The following is a 21,830-nucleotide window of genomic DNA, read 5'->3' on the forward strand; positions in this document are numbered from 1 at the left end:
CAAGCAAGAGAGAGCATTTTGCCCATTCAGTTATTACCAGCGCGGCTGGCTAACCAAATTGCTGCCGGAGAAGTGGTCGAACGACCGGCTTCGGTGGTCAAGGAACTTGTGGAAAACAGCCTGGATGCGGGTGCTACGCGGATTGAGCTGGATATTGAGCGGGGCGGCCATAAGCGGGTGCGCCTGCGAGATAACGGCTGCGGTATCAGCAGAGAGGAACTGCAACTGGCGCTAAGCCGGCATGCTACCAGTAAAATTGCCACGCTGGATGATTTGGAAAGTATATTGTCGCTGGGGTTTCGCGGTGAAGCGCTGGCCAGTATCAGCTCGGTCAGCCGCTTAACGCTGACCTCTAAACCGGCCGAACAGGAGCAGGCCTGGCAGGCCAGCTGTGAAGGCCGGGACATGGCAGTCACGGTTAATCCGGCCGCGCATCCTGATGGCACGACTATCGATGTGGCTGATTTATTTTATAACACGCCGGCGCGCAGAAAGTTCCTGCGCACTGAAAAAACCGAGTTTCAGCACATCGAAGAGGTGGTTAAGCGAATCGCGCTAAGCCATCCTCAGGTCAGCTTTACCCTCAAACATAACAGTAAGGTTGTGCGTCGCTTTGCTGCGGTTGCCAAAGATAAGTTTAGTCAGCGCATCGCTCAGGTGGTAGGCCAGAAGTTTATCGACAATGCCAGTCACCTGACCCTGGATTATCAGGGCATGGCCATTGAAGCCTGGCTGGGTGACCGGCAGGTGATGCGAAGCAGCAATGACTGCCAGTACAGCTTTGTGAATAACCGGGGCATGCGCGACAAACTAATACTTCACGCTATTCGTCAGGCCTATGAATCTGCCTGGGGAGAGCTTGAGCAGCCTTCCTTTGTTTTCTACCTGACGATTTCGCCCAAAGATGTGGATGTGAATGTTCACCCGGCAAAGCACGAGGTTCGCTTTCAGCAAAGCCGGCTGGTGCATGACTTTATTTGTAAGGCGGTGTATGACGCGCTGATACAGGATCACGGTGAGCGAACCCCGACCGACAGCCCGCTGTTTGATGACAGCGATGTCAGCCATGATTATATCCGCCCGCTTGCGTCGGTATCTTCCACCCAACGGTCGGCCAACGTGCCAACCTGTGACAAGAGCGCTGACCTGCCTGTTTCTGCGGGTGCTAATTCTGCTGCGGGTCATTATCAACCGGTCAGTCACTCGCCGGCAGCACGTTCTGGTGGCGGTGGCGCAGGAGGTCGTCGTGCGCATACCTCAGGGGTCAGTGATGCGTATCAGGCCAATTATAATCAGTTAATGACGCCAAACAGCGACACAGAAGGGGCTCAAACCCATGCGCTGAACCTGATTGCCCTGAATCAGCGTCACCGGCTGGTTATTGACCAGGATAATGCCTGGTTGGTTGATGCCGCAGACCTGCAAGCCGGCTGGTGGAAAACCATGTTAGACTTTGGTCGTACCTCGCAACCGTTGCTGATGCCTGTAGCCATTGACAGCACTGGTGTGAGCGAATCGGTTGTTGGTTTACTGAATGACCTCGGATTTGTTGTTAACCGGGCAGCTGGCAAACTACGTCTACAGCAGGTTCCCGCCGGGTGCCGTCATTTGCCGTGGGTATCGCTGTTTGCCGAATTGGTGAGTTTACCGGCTACCTCTGCAGAGGAGCTGGCCCAACAGATACCACTAACGGCAAGTGCGACAGATGCCACATTGCTGACACTGACCTGGCAATGGTTTGATGGATTATCCCTGACCGAACGGTGGGAACGGGTGCATGAGTTTGGTAAATTGCAGCCGCTAAGCCAGTTAATAAAAAAGTGGGATGAACCTGATGAGTGATGGCACGTCAACTGCATTACCCGTGATTGCGATTATGGGGCCGACTGCCTCGGGTAAAACCGGGCTGGCACTGGAGATGGCCGGTCACGTGAACTGCGAAATCATCAGTGTGGATTCTGCGCTGGTGTATAAAGGAATGGATATTGGCACAGCCAAGCCTACTGCGCAGGAACAGGCGCAGGCGCGACACTGGCTCATCGACATTATTGATCCGCTGCAGGCCTACTCTGTAGCCGAGTTTTGCAATGATGCAACGCGCCTGATTGGCGAGATTCACGGCCGTGGCAATGTACCGGTTCTGGCGGGTGGCACAATGATGTATTTCAATGCCTTGATAAATGGTATTTCGCCCCTACCTAAGTCAGACGACGGCATCAGGGATGAGATAAATCGCGAAGCACAGGCAGTAGGGTGGCAGGCATTACATGCTCAGCTTGCTCAGATTGATCCGGTCAGTGCACAGCGAATTCATCCTAATGATCCCCAACGTCTGACCCGGGCATTAGAGGTATTTCGTTGCTCAGGCCGTACCCTGACCGACTGGCAGCGCCAGAAAGGGCAGGCATGTCCTTACGACATTACCCAGTTTGCGATTGCGCCAGAGGATCGCGCTGTTCTGCATGAAAGGATCGCTCAGCGATTTGATATTATGCTGGAGCAGGGTTTCATCAGCGAAGTTGAAAAATTATATAGCCGGGGTGATCTTCATGAAGATTTACCTTCTATACGTTCAGTAGGCTACCGGCAAGCCTGGCAGTATCTGAACGGTGATCTAACGTACGCGCAAATGCGCGAACGCGGTATTATTGCCACAAGACAGTTAGCAAAGCGTCAGCTGACGTGGTTGCGGGGATGGGAGTCGCTGCAATGGCTGGATACATTTGCTAACGATAATCTGGCAAAAATTTTGGCGAAAGTCGCACTCTAATGCTGTGAGTGTGGTATACATTAGACGTAGTGACATTTAATGAATATGTCACGTCAATAATAAAAACTAAGGATATCAGATGGCTAAAGGGCAATCTTTACAAGACCCATTCTTGAATGCGTTACGCAAGGAGCGTATCCCGGTGTCTATTTACCTTGTAAATGGCATTAAGCTACAGGGACAGGTTGAATCGTTCGACCAATTTGTCATTTTACTGAAAAACACAGTGAGCCAGATGGTGTATAAGCACGCCATTTCTACTGTTGTACCAGCGCGCGCTTTTACTATGCCTAGCGCGATGCAGGGAGATTCTGAAAATACTAAAAGTGAATAATTTAAAAGGTACATTGCTTGTTTGACCGTTATGAAGCCGGTGAACGGGCTGTACTTGTTCATGTCAATTTTACAGACGAAAATACGAAGGAAGAGCTGACAGAACTGGAACTGTTGGTGAATTCTGCGGGGGTAGATGCTGTCGATGTACTGACAACGTCTCGTAGTGCCCCGCACGCCAAGTATTTTGTCGGTTCGGGTAAAGCGGAAGAAATCGCCGCTGCCGTAAAGGCCAATGAAGCTAACGTGGTTATTTTTAACCATGCGCTGTCACCCTCACAGGAACGTAACCTGGAAACGATCTGCAAGTGCAGGGTACTCGACAGAACGGGTCTTATTCTGGATATATTTGCCCAGCGGGCCAGAACCCATGAAGGTAAACTTCAGGTGGAACTTGCCCAGCTTCGTCATATTTCTACCCGCCTGATTCGGGGCTGGACTCACCTTGAACGCCAAAAAGGCGGGATCGGTCTGCGCGGACCCGGTGAGACTCAGCTTGAAACCGACCGTCGTCTGCTTCGGGGCAGAATTAAAACCATTCTGCGCCGCCTTGAAAAAGTGCAAAAACAGCGTGAACAAGGGCGCCGCTCACGAAAACGTGCTGAAATTCCGACGCTATCGTTAGTGGGTTACACTAACGCCGGCAAATCCACGCTGTTTAATCAGATTACCAATGCGCATGTGTACGCAGCGGATCAGCTGTTTGCCACCTTGGACCCTACCTTGCGAAAAATTGATTTGCAGGACGTAGGGCCGGCTATTATGGCTGATACTGTTGGGTTTATCCGTCATCTGCCCCATGATTTGGTGGCAGCGTTTAAAGCAACACTTCAGGAAACCCAGGAAGCTGATCTGCTACTTCATGTTGTAGATGTATCAGATGCCCGCTATCGTGAAACGATGGACGAGGTTAATGTGGTTCTGGATGAAATTGAAGCTGGTGAAACACAACAGTTAATTATCTGTAATAAGATTGATAATCTTGAGGGTGTTGAGCCGCGTATAGACAGAGACGACAATGGCGTACCTATCAGGGTTTGGGTTTCTGCCCATAAGGCACAGGGACTCGACCTGTTAAGTCAGGCACTTACAGACTGTCTGGCTGAAAACATGGTAAGCTATACGTTACGTATTCCTCCGGCGCAAAGTCGGTTGCGTGGTGTACTTTATGAACTAAACTGCATAGCCAGTGAATCCTACGCACAGGATGGCGACTGGGTAGTGGATGTGAAAATGCCCGTAACTGACTGGAACAAGCTGGAAAAGCGGCTTGAAACCGGAATCTCCGGCTTTGTCGTTCACCATTAGCATAAGCAATGGCGGTGTAACGGATAACGCAACGGCAAAGTGAAACTAAATCTATAACCACTTTATGGAGTATTAGCATGGCTTGGAATGAGCCGGGTGGCAACAAGAATAATGACCCCTGGAAAAATCGTGGCGGTCGCGATCAGGGCCCGCCAGATTTGGATGATGTATTCAAAAATCTGTTTGGCAAATTCAGTAAAATGGGTGGCGGCTCGAATGGCGGCTCTGGTAAAAGCATGGGTAAGCTGGGTATCGGCTTGCTGGTGGGCTTACTGGTTGTTATTTGGTTTATCAGTGGCTTCTACACCATCAAAGAAGCTGAACGCGGCGTGGTACTTCGGTTTGGTGAATATTACACCGAGGTGGAGCCGGGTCTACGCTGGAAACCTACATTTATTGATAAAGTCATGCCGGTTGACGTGCAGTCAATCCGCGACCAGGCCTCTTCTGGCTCTATGCTGACCGAAGATGAAAACGTGGTTCGGGTGCAGATGGAAATGCAATATCGGGTAGTTGACCCCTATCGCTGGACATTTGCGGTAATAAATCCGGAAACGACACTGAGTCAGGCGCTGGACAGCGCGATTCGTTATGTGGTTGGTCACTCTGAAATGGATGACGTACTGACAGACGGCCGTGAAGTCACGCGTCAGCGTGTTTGGGAAGAATTGCAGGCGATTCTGGAACCATACAATATGGGTGTAACCATTATTGATATGAACTTCCGTGATGCACGTCCGCCCGAACAGGTCAAAGATGCCTTTGATGATGCCATTGCTGCTCAGGAAGATGAACAGCGCTTTATTCGAGAAGCTGAAGCCTATGCCCGTGAAATTGAACCACGTGCCCGCGGTCGAGCTAATCGCATGAACGAAGAAGCTCAGGCGTACAAAGAACGGGTAATTCTGGAAGCCCAGGGTGAAGTAGCCCGGTTTGAAGTATTACTGCCACAGTTTGAGAATGCACCGCGTGTGACCCGTGACCGGATTTATCTGGAAACCATGGAAGAAGTCTTTGGCAATACCAGCAAGATTCTGGTCGACAGTCAAAATGGCAACAGCATGATGTACCTGCCGCTGGACAAAATGATGGAGCGTAGCAGAAGCAACGCGACAGGCAACATGAACAATTTGCTGCCAAATCTGCAAGTACCTGACTTACAGGGTGACCAAAGCGGTAACTCGTCACCATCAAGCTCAGGGCTGCGTAACAGCCGCTTTAACGGAGGAGAATAACGCATGAAGAATTTGTTGGTAATTGTGCTTATTCTGGTTGTTGCGCTGGCCTCAGGCTCACTGTTTGTGGTGCGCGAAGGTGAAAGAGCGATTGTTATCCAGTTTGGTAAAGTGGAACGTGATGCAAGCGGTGAAACCAAGGTTTTTGAGCCTGGGTTACACCCTAAACTGCCGTTTATTGATTCAGTGAAAAAGCTGGATGCCCGCATTCAGACACTGGATGATTCACCGGATCGGTTTGTCACATCAGAGAAAAAAGACCTGATTGTTGATTCGTATGTGAAATGGCGGATTGAAGACTTTGCCCGTTACTACCTGTCAACCGGTGGTGGCAATAAGCTTCAGGCTGAAGCCCTGCTGAAACAGAAGGTTAACAACGGTCTGCGTTCTGAGTTTGGTACTCGTACCATTCGCCAAATTGTATCTGGTGAGCGCTCTGCGCTAATGAACCAGGCAATGGAACAGGCGTCCACGTCGTCCGATGAACTGGGTATTGAAATTGTTGATGTGCGCGTGAAGCAAATCAATTTGCCTACTGAGGTCAGTAACTCTATCTTCCAGCGTATGCGTGCAGAGCGTGCTGCGGTTGCCCGTGAACATCGTTCAGAAGGTAAAGAGCAGGCTGATGTTATTCGTGCAGACATTGACGCAAAAGTCACTGTTATGCTGGCTGATGCAGAGCGAAATGCGCGTCAGGTACGTGGTGAGGGGGATGCTTCTGCCGCACAGATTTACGCCTCTGCGTATTCTAAAAATGCCGATTTTTATAGCTTCCTGCGCAGTATGGATGCCTATAAGAAGAGCTTTAATAGCAAGCAGGACGTATTGGTTGTCGCCCCGGACAGTGAGTTCTTCCGCTATATGAACAACAATGCCGGAGATAAGCGTAACTAAGCTTGTCAGGTAAGAAAAACAAAAACCAGTGCATGTGCGCTGGTTTTTTTTTGTCCTGAGTGCCTCTTTAATAACGATTTTTTTACAAGGTGTGCGTCGTTATTAAAGTTACGCTACAATTTCGCCTTTAAAAATATAATAAGACTGCTTTAAGCAGGCCGCAAACGGGCTGCTATTCGGTCAGATAATTAAAAACGACAGAGGTATCAGGTTGTCTTCTCATCAATCTCAAAACCGTTCTGCTTATGAAGAGCAGGCGCAAAGTGGCGTATTTGCCCGCTTTCTTGCGACCGTAGAATGGCTGGGTAATTTGCTTCCCCACCCGGTCACCTTATTTGCTATTTTATCAGTGATGATCGTGCTACTTAGCGGCATTCTTGGCTATTTTGATGTCACTGTGATGGATCCCCGGCCCGAAGGTGCCAAAGGACGCAGCGCTGACGGAGTGATAAGTGTTGTGTCGCTGGTCAGTGCTGAAGGACTACAACGCATTGTGACCGGTCTGGTTACCAACTTTACCGGATTTGCCCCCCTGGGCACGGTACTGGTGGCGCTGCTGGGGGTCTCGGTGGCGGAGCATTCCGGCTTGTTGTCAGCCGCGATGCGCGCCCTGGTCATGAATGCTTCAAAGCGGGTTGTGACGGTGGCAATTGTGTTTGCCGGCATCATTTCAAACACTGCATCAGAGCTGGGCTATGTGGTGCTGATACCGCTGGCGGCAATGATTTTTCATTCATTGGGTCGACATCCCTTGGCCGGACTGGCAGCAGCGTTTGCCGGGGTGTCAGCCGGATACAGTGCTAACCTGTTACTGGGCACGGTGGACCCGCTGCTGGCCGGAATCACCGAACCGGCTGCGCGGATGATTGACCCGGATTATGTGGTCGGCCCGGAAGTGAACTGGTATTTCATGTTTATCAGCACCTTTGTCGTTGCCATTATGGGTGCAGTGGTGACCGAAAAAATTGTTGAACCCCGGTTGGGTAAGTTTGATGAAAGTCAGGCGCCGGAAGGACTGGAAAAGCAACAGATGAATGCGCCGACTGCGCTGGAGAAAAAAGCACTGCGCTGGGCTGGTGTGGCATTCGCTGTGACCTGTGGTGTACTGGCCCTGACCATTGTGCCGGAAAACGGCATACTGCGTCATCCGGAAACCGGCGAGGTGGCAGGAAGCCCGTTCCTGAAAGGCATCGTTGCGTTTATCTTTATTACCTTTGCTATTCCCGGTTTTGTCTACGGCCGTATCGCAGGCACCATGAAAAATGACAAAGACGTTATCAATGCGATGTCTAAAAGCATGGGCTCAATGGGGCTGTATATTACCCTGGTATTTTTTGCTGCCCAGTTTGTAGCGTTTTTCAAATGGACCAATCTGGGCACCGTACTGGCGGTGAAAGGTGCAGCTTTTCTGCAGTCAGCCGGTCTTGACGGCCCTTCGGTGTTTATTCTTTTTATCTTTATGTGCGGCCTGGTTAATTTGTCCTTAGGCAGCGCTTCAGCCCAGTGGGCGGTAACCGCGCCAATTTTTGTACCTATGCTGATGCTGCTGGGTTACGCGCCAGAGGTGATTCAGGCGGCTTACCGTATTGGTGACTCTGTCACAAACGTAATATCCCCGATGATGAGTTACTTCGGACTGATTCTGGCTATGGCAGCCCGTTATCGTAAAGACCTGGGCATGGGCACACTGATTGCCATGATGTTACCTTACTCAATGGTATTTATTGTCGGCTGGACCTTGCTGTTTTATGTGTGGGTATTCCTGCTGGGCATGCCGGTAGGGCCGGGCGCAGCGACCTACTACCAGTAAAATCTGTGGTTATGCACCCCGGATAAAGAGGCAGCCAGAGGCTGCCTCTTTTTGTTTGAGGTTCATTGATAGACGTGCTCGATATTATCAATCTGTCGCTGAGATAGCGATTAACGCGAATGTAACGATCAAATTTGCCTGACAAAAGGTATAATTAATACAAAGACATCAACAGGTTGAAGAGCAATGAAGTTTAAGGGCAATTCTCAGTTTTCGCATGCACAGCAGGACAAACTGGGTGTACTGATCACCAACTTAGGGACACCGGAAAGTCCTACTGCGACAGCCCTGAAACCCTATCTGAAGCAATTTTTGTCTGATCCGCGGGTGGTGGAAGTGCCCCGGGCTATCTGGTGGTTTATTCTCAACGGTGTGATTCTGAATTTCAGGCCCAAGCGCTCGGCCGAAGCCTACGCCAGTGTGTGGACCGAGCAGGGCTCTCCATTGCTGGCCATTACCAAAAACCAGCACAGTGCGCTGGCACAGCGGTGCCGGCAAGCTTACGGTGATGAGGTGGTCATTGAATATGCCATGCGCTACGGCAATCCATCGATTGAGTCGGCGATTGATAAGCTCATTGATCAAGGCGCCAGAAAGCTGGTTGTGCTGCCGCTTTACCCTCAGTACTGTGCTTCTACCACCGCCTCCACCTTTGATGCCCTGTCAGCGGACTTTACCCGACGGCGCTGGATCCCGGAGCTGCGTTTTATTACTCAGTATCATGATAATCCGGCTTATATTGATGCGCTGGCCAATAAAGTGAAAGCCCACTGGGAAACCCATGGACGAGCCGACAAACTGCTGATGTCCTATCACGGTATTCCCAAGCGTTATCTGCTCAACGGCGACCCGTATCACTGCCAGTGCTATAAAACAACGCGCCTGCTGGCTGAGCGGCTGGGGTTGCAGGAAAATGAGTATATGACAACTTTTCAGTCCCGTTTTGGTCGGGAAGAGTGGTTAACGCCGTATACAGACGAAACAATGAAAGCCCTGCCGGGCCAAGGGGTCTCATCTGTGCAGGTGGTGTGCCCGGGATTTTCTGCTGATTGTCTTGAAACCATTGAAGAAATTGGCGAGGAAAACAAAGAGTATTTTATGGAAGCGGGCGGCAAGCGGTATGAATATATCGATGCGCTGAACAGCGATGATGAACATATGGACATGCTCTTTGACCTAATCAAACAGAATCTACAGGGCTGGCAGCTGGATAAAGATCCGCAAAGCCGGCAAGCCCGTGCCCAGGCTTTGGGCGCAAATTAAACCTAACTCAGGAGTTGCTATGACCGATGCAGGAAATCATGATGATGAACAACAGTCTGCCCCGACTATTCCTGCGTCGTTGCAAAAAGCGCAGCATCTGGCCAATCTGCTGGATACCTCTTTTACGCTTCCCGTAGTCAATTACCGGATTGGTCTTGATGGCATCATTGGTCTGATTCCTGTAGTCGGCGATGTGGTAACCGCAGGCATCGCGCTGCGTATTATCTTATATGCAAAGCAAATGGGGATGCCGGATCGCCTGCTCAAAAAAATGTTTCGCAATACTGCGCTGGACTTTCTGCTCGGACTTATTCCGATAATCGGCAGTATTGCCGACTTCTTTTACAAATCTAACCGCCGTAACGTCAAGCTGATGGAAATGTGGTGGCTGCACAGCAATGAACAGGCCCTGAAAAAACAGGTCGATCAAAGCCTGGAGCAGTGGGCATCGCAGCACTTCATTGAGTAATAATGTGTTTAAGTCTAGCTAATAATCAAACTGACTAATCGCTTTATGTTGCCCTTGCGTAGGCACTAACACACTGTGTGTGACCCTTCGTACCCTACAACAAAGGAGCAGTATTAAGGATGAAAGCCTCTGATCTTTTCGTCAAAGCGCTGGAAGCTGAAGGTGTGGAATATATCTTTGGTATCCCAGGTGAAGAAAATCTCGATCTTCTTGAATCTATTCGTTCTTCCTCTATCAAACTGGTGTTGACCCGCCACGAACAGGGCGCAGGTTTTATGGCCGCGACCTACGGGCGCCTGACCGGCAAAGTTGGTGTGTGTTTATCGACTCTGGGACCGGGAGCAACCAATCTGGTTACCCCTGCCGCTTACGCACAGCTTGGCGCCATGCCCATGCTGATGATTACCGGACAAAAGCCGATCAAAACCTCTAAACAGGGACGGTTTCAGGTGATTGACGTGGTGGACATGCTGCGCCCGGTTACCAAATATACCACGCAGGTTGTCAGCGGCGAGCGTATTCCCTCAGCGATTCGCGAAGCATTCAGGATTGCCCATGAAGAGCGCCCTGGCGCAGTGCATATTGAATTACCTGAAGATATTGCAGCTGAGCAAACTACCACGCCGCTGTTAAAGCCAAGCCTGTCCCGACGTCCGATTGCGGAGTACAAAGCGATTAACCGGGCCGTTGAGATGATTGAACAGGCCACCTCGCCACTATTACTTATCGGGGCAGGGGCCAATCGCAAGCTGACCGCTAAAATGCTACGTGAGTTTGTCGATAAAACCGGGATTCCCTTTGTGACCACCCAAATGGGTAAGGGCGTCTTAAATGAAAGTGATAAGTTATTTGCCGGCAACACGGCATTGTCTGACGGCGATTTTGTCCACCGGGCGATAGACCGGGCAGATCTTATTATCAATGTGGGCCATGATGTGGTGGAAAAGCCCCCGTTCTTTATGCATCACGATGAGCAAAAACAGGTAATTCATGTCAATTTTGACTCAGCCGCGGTAGATCCGGTTTATTTCCCTCAGCTTGAAGTGGTCGGTGATATAGCCAACAGCATCTGGCAGATAAAGGAAAAAGTCAGTCCGCAGTCTGACTGGAAGCTGGATTTTTACAAAGATGTGCACGAAGCCTATGTGCAGCATCGTGGGGAAGCCGAAGATGATGACCGGTTTCCGGTACTGCCCGAGCGGTTTGTACGTGATGTGCGTAAAGTGATGCCAGAAGATGGCATTGTGACGCTGGATAATGGTGTATACAAAATCTGGTTTGCCCGAAACTATGCCGCTTACAGTCCTAATACTTTACTGCTGGATAATGCTCTGGCAAGTATGGGCGCAGGCCTGCCTTCTGCCATCGGTGCCAAGCTGGTGCATCCCGATGTGCCCGTGATGGCCGTATGCGGGGACGGCGGCTTTATGATGAACAGCCAGGAAATTGAAACAGCGGTTCGCCTGAAACTGGATCTGGTCGTGGTGATTCTGCGCGATGATGCCTATGGCATGATCAAATGGAAGCAAGCACATATGCAGTTGGATGAATTCGGCCTGGATTATGGCAACCCTGATTTTGTGAAATATGCCGAAAGCTATGGTGCACATGGCTGGCGTATTGAGCAAACCAGCGATGTGGCCGGCATCATTGAACACTGTCTGAAAACCCCCGGTGTGCATGTTATTGACTGCCCGGTGGACTACAGCCTGAACGATGAAACACTTAACAGAACGATTAAAAAATTAAGCCAAAATCTGTAAAAGGAGCAAGCCATGTTGAATGAGAGCTATCCCTACTATCTGGCCAACGAAGCCGTTTTTGCGAATCAGGATTTAGAAGTAACTAATAAATATACGGGTAAAGTGGCGACCAAAGTGGCTAAGGCCGGCGCCGATGTGATTGACCAGGCCATCGCTGCGGCCGAAAAAGCACAACCTGCGATGACCGCGTTAACCCCTTTTGAACGTAAAGCTGTGCTGGATCACTGTATCAAGCGTTTTGAAGAACGTGCAGATGAGCTGGCCCAGGCGCTGTGTATCGAGGCGGGAAAGCCCATTAAAGACGCCCGGGGTGAAGTCACCCGGCTTATTGATACTTTTCGTATAGCCTCGGAAGAGAGCGTGCGGATTAACGGTGAAGTGGTCAATTTGGAAATCTCCGAGCGAGCCAGAGGCTATCAGGGCATGACCAAAAAAGTTCCGATTGGTCCCTGTTCATTTATCTCGCCGTTTAATTTTCCGCTGAATCTGACTGCGCACAAGGTCGCCCCGGCTATTGCGGCCGGGTGTACCTTTGTGCTCAAACCGGCTTCGCGTACGCCCATTGGTGCGCTGATTATCGGTGAGGTACTGGCAGAAACCGACCTGCCTAAAGGCGCGTTTTCCATTCTACCCTGTAGCCGCGATGGTGCCGATCTGTTTACCACGGATGAGCGTCTTAAATTGCTCAGCTTTACCGGCTCGCCGGATGTGGGCTGGGAGCTTAAAGCCAAAGCCGGTAAAAAACCGGTGGTACTTGAATTAGGTGGCAACGCAGCCTGTGTGGTGGATGAAGATGCAGATATTGATGATGCAATCAATCGCATTATTGTTGGTGCGTATTACCAGTCAGGACAAAGCTGCATCAGTGTGCAGCGGCTACTGGTGCATGAATCTTTGTACGATAAGTTTAAGGAAAAATACGTCAGCCGGGTGGCGGATCTCATCTCGGGCGACCCCAGCGATGAAGATACATTCATCGGACCGATGATTGCCGAGTCTGAAGCAGAACGCCTGGAAAACTGGATAAATGCAGCAAAAGAGCAGGGCGCAAGTGTGCTGTGTGGCGGTAAACGAAATGGCCCGATGCTTGAGGCTACCGTGCTTGAGAATGTACCTGAAGATTGCGATGTCAGCGCTGAGGAAGCTTTTGGTCCGGTCTCGGTTCTATATAAATTCAGTACCTATGATGAGGCCCTGGCTGAGGTGAATAATAGCCGGTATGGACTGCAGGCGGGTATTTTCACCCGTGACATTTACAAAATTCAGCAAGCCTGGGATGAGCTGGAAGTTGGTGGGGTTATCATTGGGGATGTGCCCAGCTGGCGGGTAGACAATATGCCGTATGGCGGGATTAAAGACTCCGGTCTTGGCCGTGAGGGGATTCGATATGCCATTGAAGATATGACTGAAACCCGCTTGCTGGTGATCCGACGCCCTCAGTAGCGCGGTCAGGCGCTGGTTACCGCGTACTGTTCCAGCAGGGAGAGCGGTACCACATCCAGCGCCCTGATATTGGTTGCACTCAGATTCACTTTGGGTGCAACACCTATGCGTTGCGCTTCCAGCCAGCGATTAGCGCACAAGCACCAGCGGTCGCCGGCTTTTAAACCAGGAAACTGTAATTCAGGTCGTGGGGTGATGAGGTCATTTCCCTTACGGGCCGACAAGACTAAGAAAGTGTCATCCATAATGGCGCACACGCTGTGATTTCCCTTGTCCGACACAGGTACATAACAAAACCCTTCCCGTGTGAAGCCGGTATTTCCACAACATAACTGTAGTGCTTTTCCATAGACATTTTTTGCGTTTGCCATAACATCCTTTTGCATAGTTAAACGCGATTACCAACCGTAGCGTATAGAATTTAAAAATAGTAAACAATAAATTAAAGTAAATTTAATGTTTGAGGTCAGTCTATGTTAGATAAAAGCGTAATAAGTCCTTCTGCGGCTTCAAAAAATCTGTCTGACGAAGAGATTGCCCGGTTTGATGCCCTGGCAGAATCCTGGTGGGATCCGAAGGGAAAATATAAAACCGCACTGGCATTTAATGCAGCCAGAGTCGATGTCATGCGTCGGCAGATTGGTGCGCATTTTGGTATTGATGACACACTTGAACAACCGTTATCCGGGTTAACTCTACTGGATGTTGGCTGTGGGGGTGGTCTGATTAGTGAGCCTATGGCTCGCGCGGGGGCCAACGTGACCGGGATTGATGCCAGTGCTGTGAGTATAGAAGTGGCAAAACGTCATGCACAACATAATGGCGTGACCGTTAACTATGAGCACTTACTGGCTTCCCAGATTAGCCGGCAGCAGCAATATGATGTGGTGATCAATGCAGAGGTGGTCGAGCATGTCCCGGATCAACCGGCTCTTATCCAGGATTGCGCCCGGCTGGTCAAACCCGGCGGTATGCTGATTCTGGCCACCCTGAACCGCACAGTACGCAGTTATATCATTGCCATTATCGGCGCTGAATATGTCATGCGATATCTGCCGGCAGGCACGCACAGCTGGAAAAAATTTGTCAAACCTGCCGAACTGACAGACTGGGTCGGCCCCGGCTTTACCCTGCAGTATGAAACCGGCATGAAGTTAAATCCGCTGTCAGGCCACTGGTCGCTGACCAGCAGTACCGCGGTCAATTATCTGCAATGCTACTATTCACAAAAATAATGGCCGGATCTGTCGGATGATAATTTGACTGCCAGCCTGTGCTGTTTAATCTAAGGATCTTGATACAGGAGAAACAGCATGATTATTTACGAAACCAAAACTGCGCCAAATCCCCGTCGGGTCAGAATGTTTCTGGCGGAGAAGGGCGTCGCACAAGATGTTGAATATGTACAGCTGGATTTACAAAAAGGAGAAAACCTGAGCGCGCAGATGCGGGCTAAAAATCCACTGGGTAAGGTACCGGTACTGGAACTTGATGATGGTACCTGTATTGCTGAAACTGATGCCATTTGCACGTATTTTGAAAATACCATTGCTGAGCCTCCCCTGATGGGCGTGGATGCTAAAGACAAGGCCGTGGTGTCGATGTGGCAACGCCAGGTTGAGCTGGCTTTAATGCTACAGGTTGGCATGTGTTTTCAGCACACCACCGGGTACTTTAAGGACCGGATGGTTCCGATTGCTGAATACGGTAAAGAAGCCGGGATCAATGCCGCCAAGTATCTGAATATCCTTGAACGTCGCCTGGAGTTGTGTCCTTTTATCGCCGGCGAGCGCTTCACTATTGCTGATATCACCGCATTATGTGCTATCGACTTTGCCCGGGTGGTGGATATTCGTCTGGATGATAAGCATACCAATCTGAAAAAATGGTACGACACTGTCAGTAGCCGGCCGAGTGCCCGCGCATGACCATTAGTCTGTATACCTCACCCACCCCGAATGGCTGGAAGGCATCAGTGGCATTAGAAGAGATGCAGCTGGACTATCAGGTACGCAGTGTGGACTTAAGAAAAGGTGAGCAGAAAACACCTGAGTTTCTGGCCCTGAACCCAAACGGGCGTATTCCGGTGATGGTTGATCACGGTAACCAGGATTTTGTGGTATTTGAGTCTGGTGCGATTTTGCTGTATCTGGGGCAGTTAACCGGCAAGCTGTGGCCGGATAACGCCAGACAGCAAAGTCAGGTGACGCAGTGGCTGATGTTTCAGATGGGCGGAATTGGCCCTATGATGGGACAGGCCAATGTTTTCTACCGGTATATGGAAGAGCAGATCCCCACCGCTATCAGCCGATATCAGAACGAGGGACGGCGCTTGTTTGAGGTACTCAACACACATCTGTCAGACCATGAATATCTGGTGGACGATTATAGTATTGCCGATATCGCCAACTGGTGCTGGGTCAGAACCTACAAATGGTCTGGTATATCAATGGACGGGCTTGACCATCTTCATCGGTGGAAAAACAGCATTGAGGCCCGGCCTGCCGCCAGACGCGGTGTTGAAGTGCCGCATAAAATTGTGCCTGAGTCCGTGGCCCGGGCCGGACGCACACTTATCTGATCAGGCTGGCTATTCTATCATAGTCAGCACGGTGTCCAGCGTGTCTGCCTCAGCAGCGGGTTTGTCCCAGCGTATCCGGTGGAACCGGGGAAAGCGCAGGGCAACCCCGGATTTGTGCCGGTTAGACGGGTGCGCGGCATCAAAAGCCACTTCTATAACCAGTGATTTGGCCAGTTCTCTGACTGGCCCGAAGCGGCCGGTGGTATTTCGCCGTACCCAGTTATCCAGCTTTTTCAGCTCTTCATCAGTAAAGCCCGAGTAGGCTTTTCCAATTGGTAGCAGGGTATCTCCCTGCCATGCCCCGAAGGTGAAATCTGAATAAAAGCTAGAACGTTTGCCATGGCCACGCTGTGCATACATCAGTACGGCATCGACCAGCCGAGGTTCCCGCTTCCATTTAAACCACTGGCCTTTAGGACGCCCCGGCACATACAGGCTGTCGCGGCGCTTGAGCATGAGTCCTTCTACCGCGGTATCCTGACAGGCCTCCGCGTAACGCTGGCGCAGTTCAGCTAAGGTACTGGCGGGTAATTGCCCGGACAGGTGTAACCGGTCGCTGCTACTATTTTTAAGGTATTTTTGTAATGCGGCGCGGCGTTCATCAAGCGGCTGTTGATGATAATCCTGATGCTGATCAGCTAAAATATCGTAGGCAATCAAACCGGCTGGCAACTCGCTCATCAGCTTTTTAGTAGGTTTCTTTTTATTCAGCCGTTGTTGCAACTGATTAAAGCTTTCTACCTTTTTGCCCTGCATTACCAGCAGTTCACCGTCAATAACACCATGCTCGGTCACGGTTTCCAGTAAATCAGGAAATGCACCGCTGATATCATCACCGGTACGACTGAACAGCGCCTTGCCGTGCCGCGTACACACCAGCTGAACACGAATACCATCATATTTGTGCTCCACTTGCCATTGTGCAGGCGACAGGTTTTCCAGCGTAGTCTCATCTACCGGGTGCGCCAGCATGACCGGGTGGAAGGTCACCCGCTGTGAGATATCCGGCTTTTCTGCCAGGCCTTCCAGCCAGTGCAACAATTCTGTATAGGGCGGCTCAACCCCATGCCAGAGCGCTTCAATGTCGGTTACGGGTTTATCGCCATAGCGGGCCAGAATCTGTTTAACTGTCCGGGCTGACACCCCAATGCGCAGGCCTCGGGTTCCCAGTTTAATCAGCGCCCAGCGCTGTGCTGCATTCATCTGGTTCAGATAATCCACCAGCAAAGGCTTAACCTCTGTGCGTTTTGCCTGCATAAAATCATCTACAATCTGCGCCAGGCCGGGCAGGGAGGCAGGCTTCGCCGAGGTGTCGGGCCACAGGTGCGCCACGGTCTCACTCATTTCCCCTACATAGTCGTAACTTAAATCAAACAGGACCGGATCGATGCGCTCCAGCATCAGCTGTTTAATCGTATTGCGCTTGAAAAAATCAAAGCGCAGGGTACCGGCCATGGCAGCCAGCGCCCAACCCCGGTCGGGGTCGGGGGTTTGTTTAAGATAGTCGGTTATCAGTGCCGATTTTGCGTTGTGGCTACTGGTAAAATACAGCTGCTCAAGTAAATCGCTGAATGCTTCCATTACCCGGTTTCCTCTTCATCATAACCAATCAGCGACAAGGCTTTAGCGTGATATCCCATTTGCTGTGCCTGATGAACCAGCGCATCTTCGCGACCATGGGTCACCCAGACTTCCTTTGGGTTGACTTCAGAAATAGTTTGCAGCAATTCCGGCCAGTCGCAGTGGTCAGAGATAATCAGCGGCAGCTCCACCTGTTTTTGTCGGGCCCGGGCGCGAATCTGCATCCAGCCAGATGCCATGACTGTGCGCACATCGGGCAACGAACGGGACCACCGGTCGGCCAGGGCGGAGGGTGGCGCCAGCACAATTTCGCCAGCCAGGGCGCTTTTGTCAGTCACATCGTTTACCGCAATCAGCTCACCCAAATCGATGCCCTGCTGCTGATATAATTCACACAGTCTGATTTGCGCGCCGTGCAGGTAAACCGGTTTGTGATAACCGGCATGGCGCAGAGCCAGAATCACGCGCTGACATTTACCTAAAGCATAAGCCCCGACCAAATGACATCGGTGGGGAAAAACGGCCAGCGAATGCAGCAGTTTATTAATTTCCTGCTCAATAGGCGGATGCGTAAATACGGGCAGGGCAAAGGTTGCTTCTGTGATCAGCACATCACAAGGCACAACTTTAAATAACGGGCAGGTGGGATCGTCCCGTCGCTTGTAATCACCGGAGATAACCAGCCGGCTACCGCGATATTCCAGCAGGGCCTGGGCCGAGCCCAGAATATGCCCGGCGGGAAACAAGGTCAGCAAGACCGGATCGTCCGGGTCGCCCAGCGTTACCGTCTGTTCATAATCCAGCGGCTGTGGATCGCTGGCCATTTCCTCTCCGTAACGGGTGGTCATAATCGCCAGCGTCTGCGCGGTGGCATACACCCGCTGGTGACCCGCGCGGGCGTGGTCAGCGTGGCCGTGCGTCACAATGGCACAGGCCACTGGCAGCATTGGGTCGATATACACATCAGCCGGCCGGCAATACAACCCGGCTTCTTCTGTCCTTATCCAGTCTTGTGGATGCACCCTGACCTCCTGAACCTGACATAATATTAATCCTGTGTGAGGTATACGGCACGGGCATCAAATAAGTTGATTAAGTTAAACTAACCTTAAAGAATTTTCGTTTGTATAAAGCAGCAGCAATGTCTATGACGTTACTGCATTTTTTTAATGACGATTGCGAGGTAGACTTATTCTTCCGTCTTGTTTTTCCCGCTGGTTTGAACACCGCGGCTGGCAGCTCAGGGATTATCAGCAGCAAATGCTGGAGCAGGTTCCGCAGCAGCCGGCTACTTTGCTGATTGCCCCCACCGGAGCAGGTAAAACACTGTCTGGTTTTCTGCCCTCGCTGGTAGATCTGTATCAGCAGCCAGCAACAGGCTTACACACCCTGTATATTTCGCCGCTAAAAGCTCTGACACAGGATATTCACCGTAACCTGTTGCAACCGGTGGAAGAAATCGGGCTGGATATCACGATTGAAACCCGTACCGGCGATACGCCATCGCATAAGCGACAGCGGCAACGGCGAAAGCCACCGAATATTCTGCTGACCACGCCTGAGTCCCTGATGTTGCTATTGTCCTACGCAGACGCAGATAAAATCTTTGCCAGGCTGCGCACGGTGATTATTGATGAGGCCCATTCTCTGGTGGCCAACAAGCGAGGTGATTTTACCGCGCTGGCGCTGGCCCGGTTACAAGCTTTGTCACCGCAAATGCGCCGGATTGGGTTGTCAGCTACAGTAGCTCAGCCTCCGGCGCTGGCCGGCTGGCTGGGAGTCACCGGTACCCCGGCCAGCATCATTCAGGTGCAGGCGCCGGTTAAGCCGGATATCACCATGCTGCATTCAGCCTCGCGCATGCCGTTTGGTGGCTTTATGGCCAAATATGCCATAGGTGATATTTATACGCACATTCAACAGGCCGGCACTACCCTGGTGTTTGTGAATACCCGAGCGCAGTCAGAGCTGGTCTTTCAGATGTTGTGGGAAGAAAACCGCGCAGGCCTGCCAATCGCACTGTATCACGGCTCGTTAAGCAAAGAGCAGCGGCGTAAAACCGAAGCCATGATGGCCAGTGGTCAGTTACGCGCGATTGTCTGTACCTCGGCGCTTGAGCTGGGTATTGACTGGGGCAATGTGGAACTGGTGATTCAGGTGGGCGCGCCCAAAGGGGTTAGCCGGCTATTACAACGTATCGGGCGGGCCAATCATCGGCTTGATGAACCTAGTCGCGCCTTATTGGTGCCGGCCAACCGTTTTGAGGCGCTGGAATGTCAGGCGGCGATGGATGCGATTGCCCGCAATGAGCTGGATGGCGAACAGCCGCAACCCGGGGCGATGGATATTCTGCCTCAGTTTATTCTTAACTGTGCCTGTTCGGCTCCGGCGGATCCTGAGGTGATTTATCAGCAGGTGCTCGATGCCGCGCCCTATCAGGGTACTGAACGGGATGAGTTTAATAAATTATGGCAGTTCACTGTGGATGGCGGATATGCCCTACAGGCCTACGAGCGCTACCAGCGCATGATACAAAACGAAGATAGACTGTGGGTGCCAGCTTCCAAACGTATCATCCAGCGTCATCGGCAGAATATCGGGACTATTGTCGAGGCGGGCCGGCTCAAGGTTAAACGTATCCGACGTGGTAATCAGGGTAAAATCATTGGCGAGGTGGAGGAGTACTTTGCCCAGCAGCTGGTGGCCGGAGATACTTTTTTGTTTGCCGGTGAAGTGCTGCGCTTTGAAGCCATCCGGGATATGCAGCTGCACGCCCGGCCAGCTAAAGGCGGTGAGCCAAAAATTCCCAGTTATGCCGGTGGTCAGTTACCGCTTTCCACCTTTCTGGCAGAGGGCGTCAGACAGCTGTTAAATGATCAGCCACGCTGGGCAAGTCTGCCGCAACAGGTGCGCGAATGGTTGCAGCTGCAACAACAGTTTTCGGTCATTCCACATCCAGAGCAGGTGCTCATTGAACAGTTTGAGCATCGCAAGGCCATGGTCACCCTGTATTATACCTTTGAAGGACGCAAGGCAAACCAGACCCTGGGTATGCTTGTGACCAAGCGTATGGAAAAACTGGGGCTCAAGCCCCTGTCGTTCAGCGTGACTGACTACGGGCTATCGGTCAGCGCCTTGCGCCGGATCACCACCGAGCATATAGAGAAACTGTTCTCGCCGGATATACTGGGCGATGAGCTGGAAGACTGGATGCTGCAGGCTCCTATGCTGAAGCGGTCGTTCCGGCATGTAGCGGTCGTCAGCGGCTTAACCGAACAGCGTTTTCACAGCAGTCAGAAAACCATGAAGCAGGTAACCTTTTCGACAGATCTGATCTATGACACGCTGCGCGAATATGATCCTGACCACATTTTGTTGAGCGTGACCCGGGCTGATGCGGAGCGTGAACTGCTCGATCTGAAGCGGCTGGCTGGCCTGCTCATTCGGTTTGTGGGTAAAACCCGGCTGGTGGATTTAGACAAAGTTTCACCCATGGCCATTCCTATTGTACTGAATGTGCGCTCCGAGCAGGTTAAGGGAGCCGGTGCACATGCAATGATGGAGCAGGCGGACCTGTATGCAGAAGCCGAAGCCATGCTTGATGAGGTTAAAGCGCTGCTGGGCGGGCAAAGTAATCAATCTGAAACAGGAGAGTAAGTGGTTAAAGATAATGCCTGGCTAACCAGACAGGTGGCTGAAAAACGAATTATGCCGGCCCGGTTTGGCGGTAAAACCTGGTTACTGGATGCCGCTGGTACGGCTTACCTGCCAGAGGCTGACTGGCTGGTGGTGTCTGATTTACATCTGGAAAAAGGTAGTTACCTGCGCTGCTATGGTAACCCGGTGCCGCAACTGGACAGTCAGGCGACCTTGCACCGCCTGTCACGGATAATAACGGACTATCAGCCGGAGGTAGTCATCTGTCTGGGCGACAGTTTTCATGATATCGGTAGTGTGTCGCGCATGCAGGACGCGGACAAAGCGCTGCTGGCATCTTTAATCCATCAGGTGCCACGATGGTGCTGGGTGTTGGGTAATCATGATCCGGCTATTCCTGAGTCTGTCGGCGGTGAGCGTCACGCCCGTTTATTACAAGACACTGTGGGTTTGTGCCATGAGCCTGAAGAGCACTGGCCGGCAGCGGAGTATCAGCTGATAGGACACTTTCATCCGAAAACCCGCATTCGACAAGGGCGGCATGTGTATCGCGGAAAGAGCTTCTTAATTGGCCAGAACCTGATGATTATGCCTGCCTTCGGGCAATACACCGGCGGCCTGTGGATTGACGATGAGGTAGTAACCTCCCTGATACCCGCCAGCACCCGACAGGCATTTATGTTATATGACAACTGCATTGTCAGACAGGCATAAAAAAGGGCG

At 51.4% G+C, this 21,830-nt stretch carries 19 protein-coding genes; 16 read left to right on the top strand and 3 right to left on the bottom strand.

Annotated elements, in window-relative coordinates; all coding sequences use genetic code 11:
• Positions 1 to 18 precede the first annotated feature (18 nt).
• The 11 genes from mutL to EZV72_RS02105 all read left to right on the top strand — a co-directional run bounded on the left by mutL (position 19) and on the right by EZV72_RS02105 (position 13,288).
• The gene (mutL, locus tag EZV72_RS02055) at positions 19 to 1,842 is read left to right on the top strand and encodes a DNA mismatch repair endonuclease MutL (RefSeq protein ID WP_137165668.1); all 1,824 of its coding nucleotides are present in this window, start codon (positions 19 to 21) and stop codon (positions 1,840 to 1,842) included.
• Positions 1,835 to 2,770 carry a tRNA (adenosine(37)-N6)-dimethylallyltransferase MiaA gene (gene miaA, locus EZV72_RS02060; protein WP_137165669.1) on the top strand — a complete coding sequence of 312 codons (936 nt, stop codon included), beginning with the start codon at positions 1,835 to 1,837 and terminating at the stop codon, positions 2,768 to 2,770. Before mutL ends, miaA begins: the two co-directional genes overlap by 8 nt.
• Before the next feature lie 79 nt (positions 2,771 to 2,849).
• Positions 2,850 to 3,104, top strand: a complete 255-nt coding sequence (hfq, locus tag EZV72_RS02065; RefSeq protein WP_137165670.1) for an RNA chaperone Hfq — start codon at positions 2,850 to 2,852, stop codon at positions 3,102 to 3,104.
• A 17-nt stretch (positions 3,105 to 3,121) separates the two neighbouring features.
• Positions 3,122 to 4,411, top strand: a complete 1,290-nt coding sequence (hflX, locus tag EZV72_RS02070; RefSeq protein ID WP_137165671.1) for a ribosome rescue GTPase HflX — start codon at positions 3,122 to 3,124, stop codon at positions 4,409 to 4,411.
• Between the two features lie 77 nt (positions 4,412 to 4,488).
• Positions 4,489 to 5,646: an FtsH protease activity modulator HflK gene (hflK, locus tag EZV72_RS02075; protein WP_137165672.1), complete on the top strand. Its 1,158-nt coding sequence runs from the start codon at positions 4,489 to 4,491 to the stop codon at positions 5,644 to 5,646.
• Positions 5,647 to 5,649: 3 nt separating this feature from the next.
• Positions 5,650 to 6,540 carry a protease modulator HflC gene (hflC, locus tag EZV72_RS02080; protein WP_137165673.1) on the top strand — a complete coding sequence of 297 codons (891 nt, stop codon included), beginning with the start codon at positions 5,650 to 5,652 and terminating at the stop codon, positions 6,538 to 6,540.
• A 211-nt stretch (positions 6,541 to 6,751) separates the two neighbouring features.
• Entirely contained in the window at positions 6,752 to 8,350 is a 1,599-nt protein-coding gene (locus tag EZV72_RS02085) for an AbgT family transporter (protein ID WP_137165674.1), read from the top strand.
• 186 nt (positions 8,351 to 8,536) lie between these two features.
• Positions 8,537 to 9,613, top strand: a complete 1,077-nt coding sequence (hemH, locus tag EZV72_RS02090; protein WP_137165675.1) for a ferrochelatase — start codon at positions 8,537 to 8,539, stop codon at positions 9,611 to 9,613.
• Between the two features lie 19 nt (positions 9,614 to 9,632).
• Complete coding sequence (locus EZV72_RS02095) at positions 9,633 to 10,082, top strand: DUF4112 domain-containing protein (protein ID WP_137165676.1); 450 nt, start codon at positions 9,633 to 9,635, stop codon at positions 10,080 to 10,082.
• Between the two features lie 119 nt (positions 10,083 to 10,201).
• Positions 10,202 to 11,845 (top strand): acetolactate synthase large subunit, encoded by a 1,644-nt coding sequence (locus EZV72_RS02100; RefSeq protein WP_137165677.1) that lies wholly within the window; start codon positions 10,202 to 10,204, stop codon positions 11,843 to 11,845.
• A 12-nt stretch (positions 11,846 to 11,857) separates the two neighbouring features.
• Positions 11,858 to 13,288, top strand: coding sequence for an aldehyde dehydrogenase family protein (locus EZV72_RS02105; protein WP_137165678.1), 1,431 nt, complete (start codon positions 11,858 to 11,860; stop codon positions 13,286 to 13,288).
• Positions 13,289 to 13,293: 5 nt separating this feature from the next.
• Here the strand turns inward: EZV72_RS02105 and EZV72_RS02110 are convergent, their stop codons facing one another.
• Complete coding sequence (locus tag EZV72_RS02110; RefSeq protein WP_137165679.1) at positions 13,294 to 13,659, bottom strand: DUF2237 family protein; 366 nt, start codon at positions 13,657 to 13,659, stop codon at positions 13,294 to 13,296.
• Positions 13,660 to 13,761: 102 nt separating this feature from the next.
• Between EZV72_RS02110 and ubiG the strand changes: the two genes are divergently transcribed.
• From ubiG to EZV72_RS02125, 3 genes are all read left to right on the top strand, one after another.
• Complete coding sequence (gene ubiG, locus EZV72_RS02115; protein ID WP_137165680.1) at positions 13,762 to 14,523, top strand: bifunctional 2-polyprenyl-6-hydroxyphenol methylase/3-demethylubiquinol 3-O-methyltransferase UbiG; 762 nt, start codon at positions 13,762 to 13,764, stop codon at positions 14,521 to 14,523.
• 78 nt (positions 14,524 to 14,601) lie between these two features.
• The gene (locus EZV72_RS02120; RefSeq protein ID WP_137165681.1) at positions 14,602 to 15,216 is read left to right on the top strand and encodes a glutathione S-transferase family protein; all 615 of its coding nucleotides are present in this window, start codon (positions 14,602 to 14,604) and stop codon (positions 15,214 to 15,216) included.
• Complete coding sequence (locus EZV72_RS02125; protein ID WP_137165682.1) at positions 15,213 to 15,869, top strand: glutathione S-transferase family protein; 657 nt, start codon at positions 15,213 to 15,215, stop codon at positions 15,867 to 15,869. Before EZV72_RS02120 ends, EZV72_RS02125 begins: the two co-directional genes overlap by 4 nt.
• Before the next feature lie 9 nt (positions 15,870 to 15,878).
• Here EZV72_RS02125 and EZV72_RS02130 read toward each other — a convergent pair whose 3' ends face one another.
• Both EZV72_RS02130 and EZV72_RS02135 read right to left on the bottom strand, forming a co-directional pair.
• Entirely contained in the window at positions 15,879 to 17,450 is a 1,572-nt protein-coding gene (locus EZV72_RS02130; protein WP_137165683.1) for a cisplatin damage response ATP-dependent DNA ligase, read from the bottom strand.
• Positions 17,450 to 18,472: a ligase-associated DNA damage response exonuclease gene (locus EZV72_RS02135; RefSeq protein ID WP_137165684.1), complete on the bottom strand. Its 1,023-nt coding sequence runs from the start codon at positions 18,470 to 18,472 to the stop codon at positions 17,450 to 17,452. The genes EZV72_RS02130 and EZV72_RS02135 overlap by 1 nt, the downstream gene beginning before the upstream one ends.
• 154 nt (positions 18,473 to 18,626) lie before the next feature.
• Between EZV72_RS02135 and EZV72_RS02140 the strand changes: the two genes are divergently transcribed.
• The gene (locus EZV72_RS02140) at positions 18,627 to 21,107 is read left to right on the top strand and encodes a ligase-associated DNA damage response DEXH box helicase (protein WP_269747630.1); all 2,481 of its coding nucleotides are present in this window, start codon (positions 18,627 to 18,629) and stop codon (positions 21,105 to 21,107) included.
• A complete protein-coding gene (pdeM, locus tag EZV72_RS02145) occupies positions 21,108 to 21,821 on the top strand; it encodes a ligase-associated DNA damage response endonuclease PdeM (RefSeq protein WP_137165685.1) in 714 nt (237 codons plus the stop codon).
• Positions 21,822 to 21,830 lie beyond the last annotated feature (9 nt).

It is taken from the genome of Salinimonas lutimaris (assembly GCF_005222225.1).
Taxonomy (GTDB): domain Bacteria; phylum Pseudomonadota; class Gammaproteobacteria; order Enterobacterales; family Alteromonadaceae; genus Alteromonas; species Alteromonas lutimaris.

Coding starts and splice junctions, on each gene's coding strand:
- EZV72_RS02120 (WP_137165681.1), top strand. CDS start 14,602: ATGATTATTTACGAAACCAAAACTGCGCCAAATCCCCGTCGGGTCAGA.
- EZV72_RS02110 (WP_137165679.1), bottom strand. CDS start 13,659: ATGGCAAACGCAAAAAATGTCTATGGAAAAGCACTACAGTTATGTTGT.
- hflC (WP_137165673.1), top strand. CDS start 5,650: ATGAAGAATTTGTTGGTAATTGTGCTTATTCTGGTTGTTGCGCTGGCC.
- EZV72_RS02130 (WP_137165683.1), bottom strand. CDS start 17,450: ATGGAAGCATTCAGCGATTTACTTGAGCAGCTGTATTTTACCAGTAGC.
- EZV72_RS02105 (WP_137165678.1), top strand. CDS start 11,858: ATGTTGAATGAGAGCTATCCCTACTATCTGGCCAACGAAGCCGTTTTT.
- EZV72_RS02100 (WP_137165677.1), top strand. CDS start 10,202: ATGAAAGCCTCTGATCTTTTCGTCAAAGCGCTGGAAGCTGAAGGTGTG.
- EZV72_RS02125 (WP_137165682.1), top strand. CDS start 15,213: ATGACCATTAGTCTGTATACCTCACCCACCCCGAATGGCTGGAAGGCA.
- EZV72_RS02095 (WP_137165676.1), top strand. CDS start 9,633: ATGACCGATGCAGGAAATCATGATGATGAACAACAGTCTGCCCCGACT.
- hfq (WP_137165670.1), top strand. CDS start 2,850: ATGGCTAAAGGGCAATCTTTACAAGACCCATTCTTGAATGCGTTACGC.
- miaA (WP_137165669.1), top strand. CDS start 1,835: ATGAGTGATGGCACGTCAACTGCATTACCCGTGATTGCGATTATGGGG.
- hemH (WP_137165675.1), top strand. CDS start 8,537: ATGAAGTTTAAGGGCAATTCTCAGTTTTCGCATGCACAGCAGGACAAA.
- ubiG (WP_137165680.1), top strand. CDS start 13,762: ATGTTAGATAAAAGCGTAATAAGTCCTTCTGCGGCTTCAAAAAATCTG.
- hflK (WP_137165672.1), top strand. CDS start 4,489: ATGGCTTGGAATGAGCCGGGTGGCAACAAGAATAATGACCCCTGGAAA.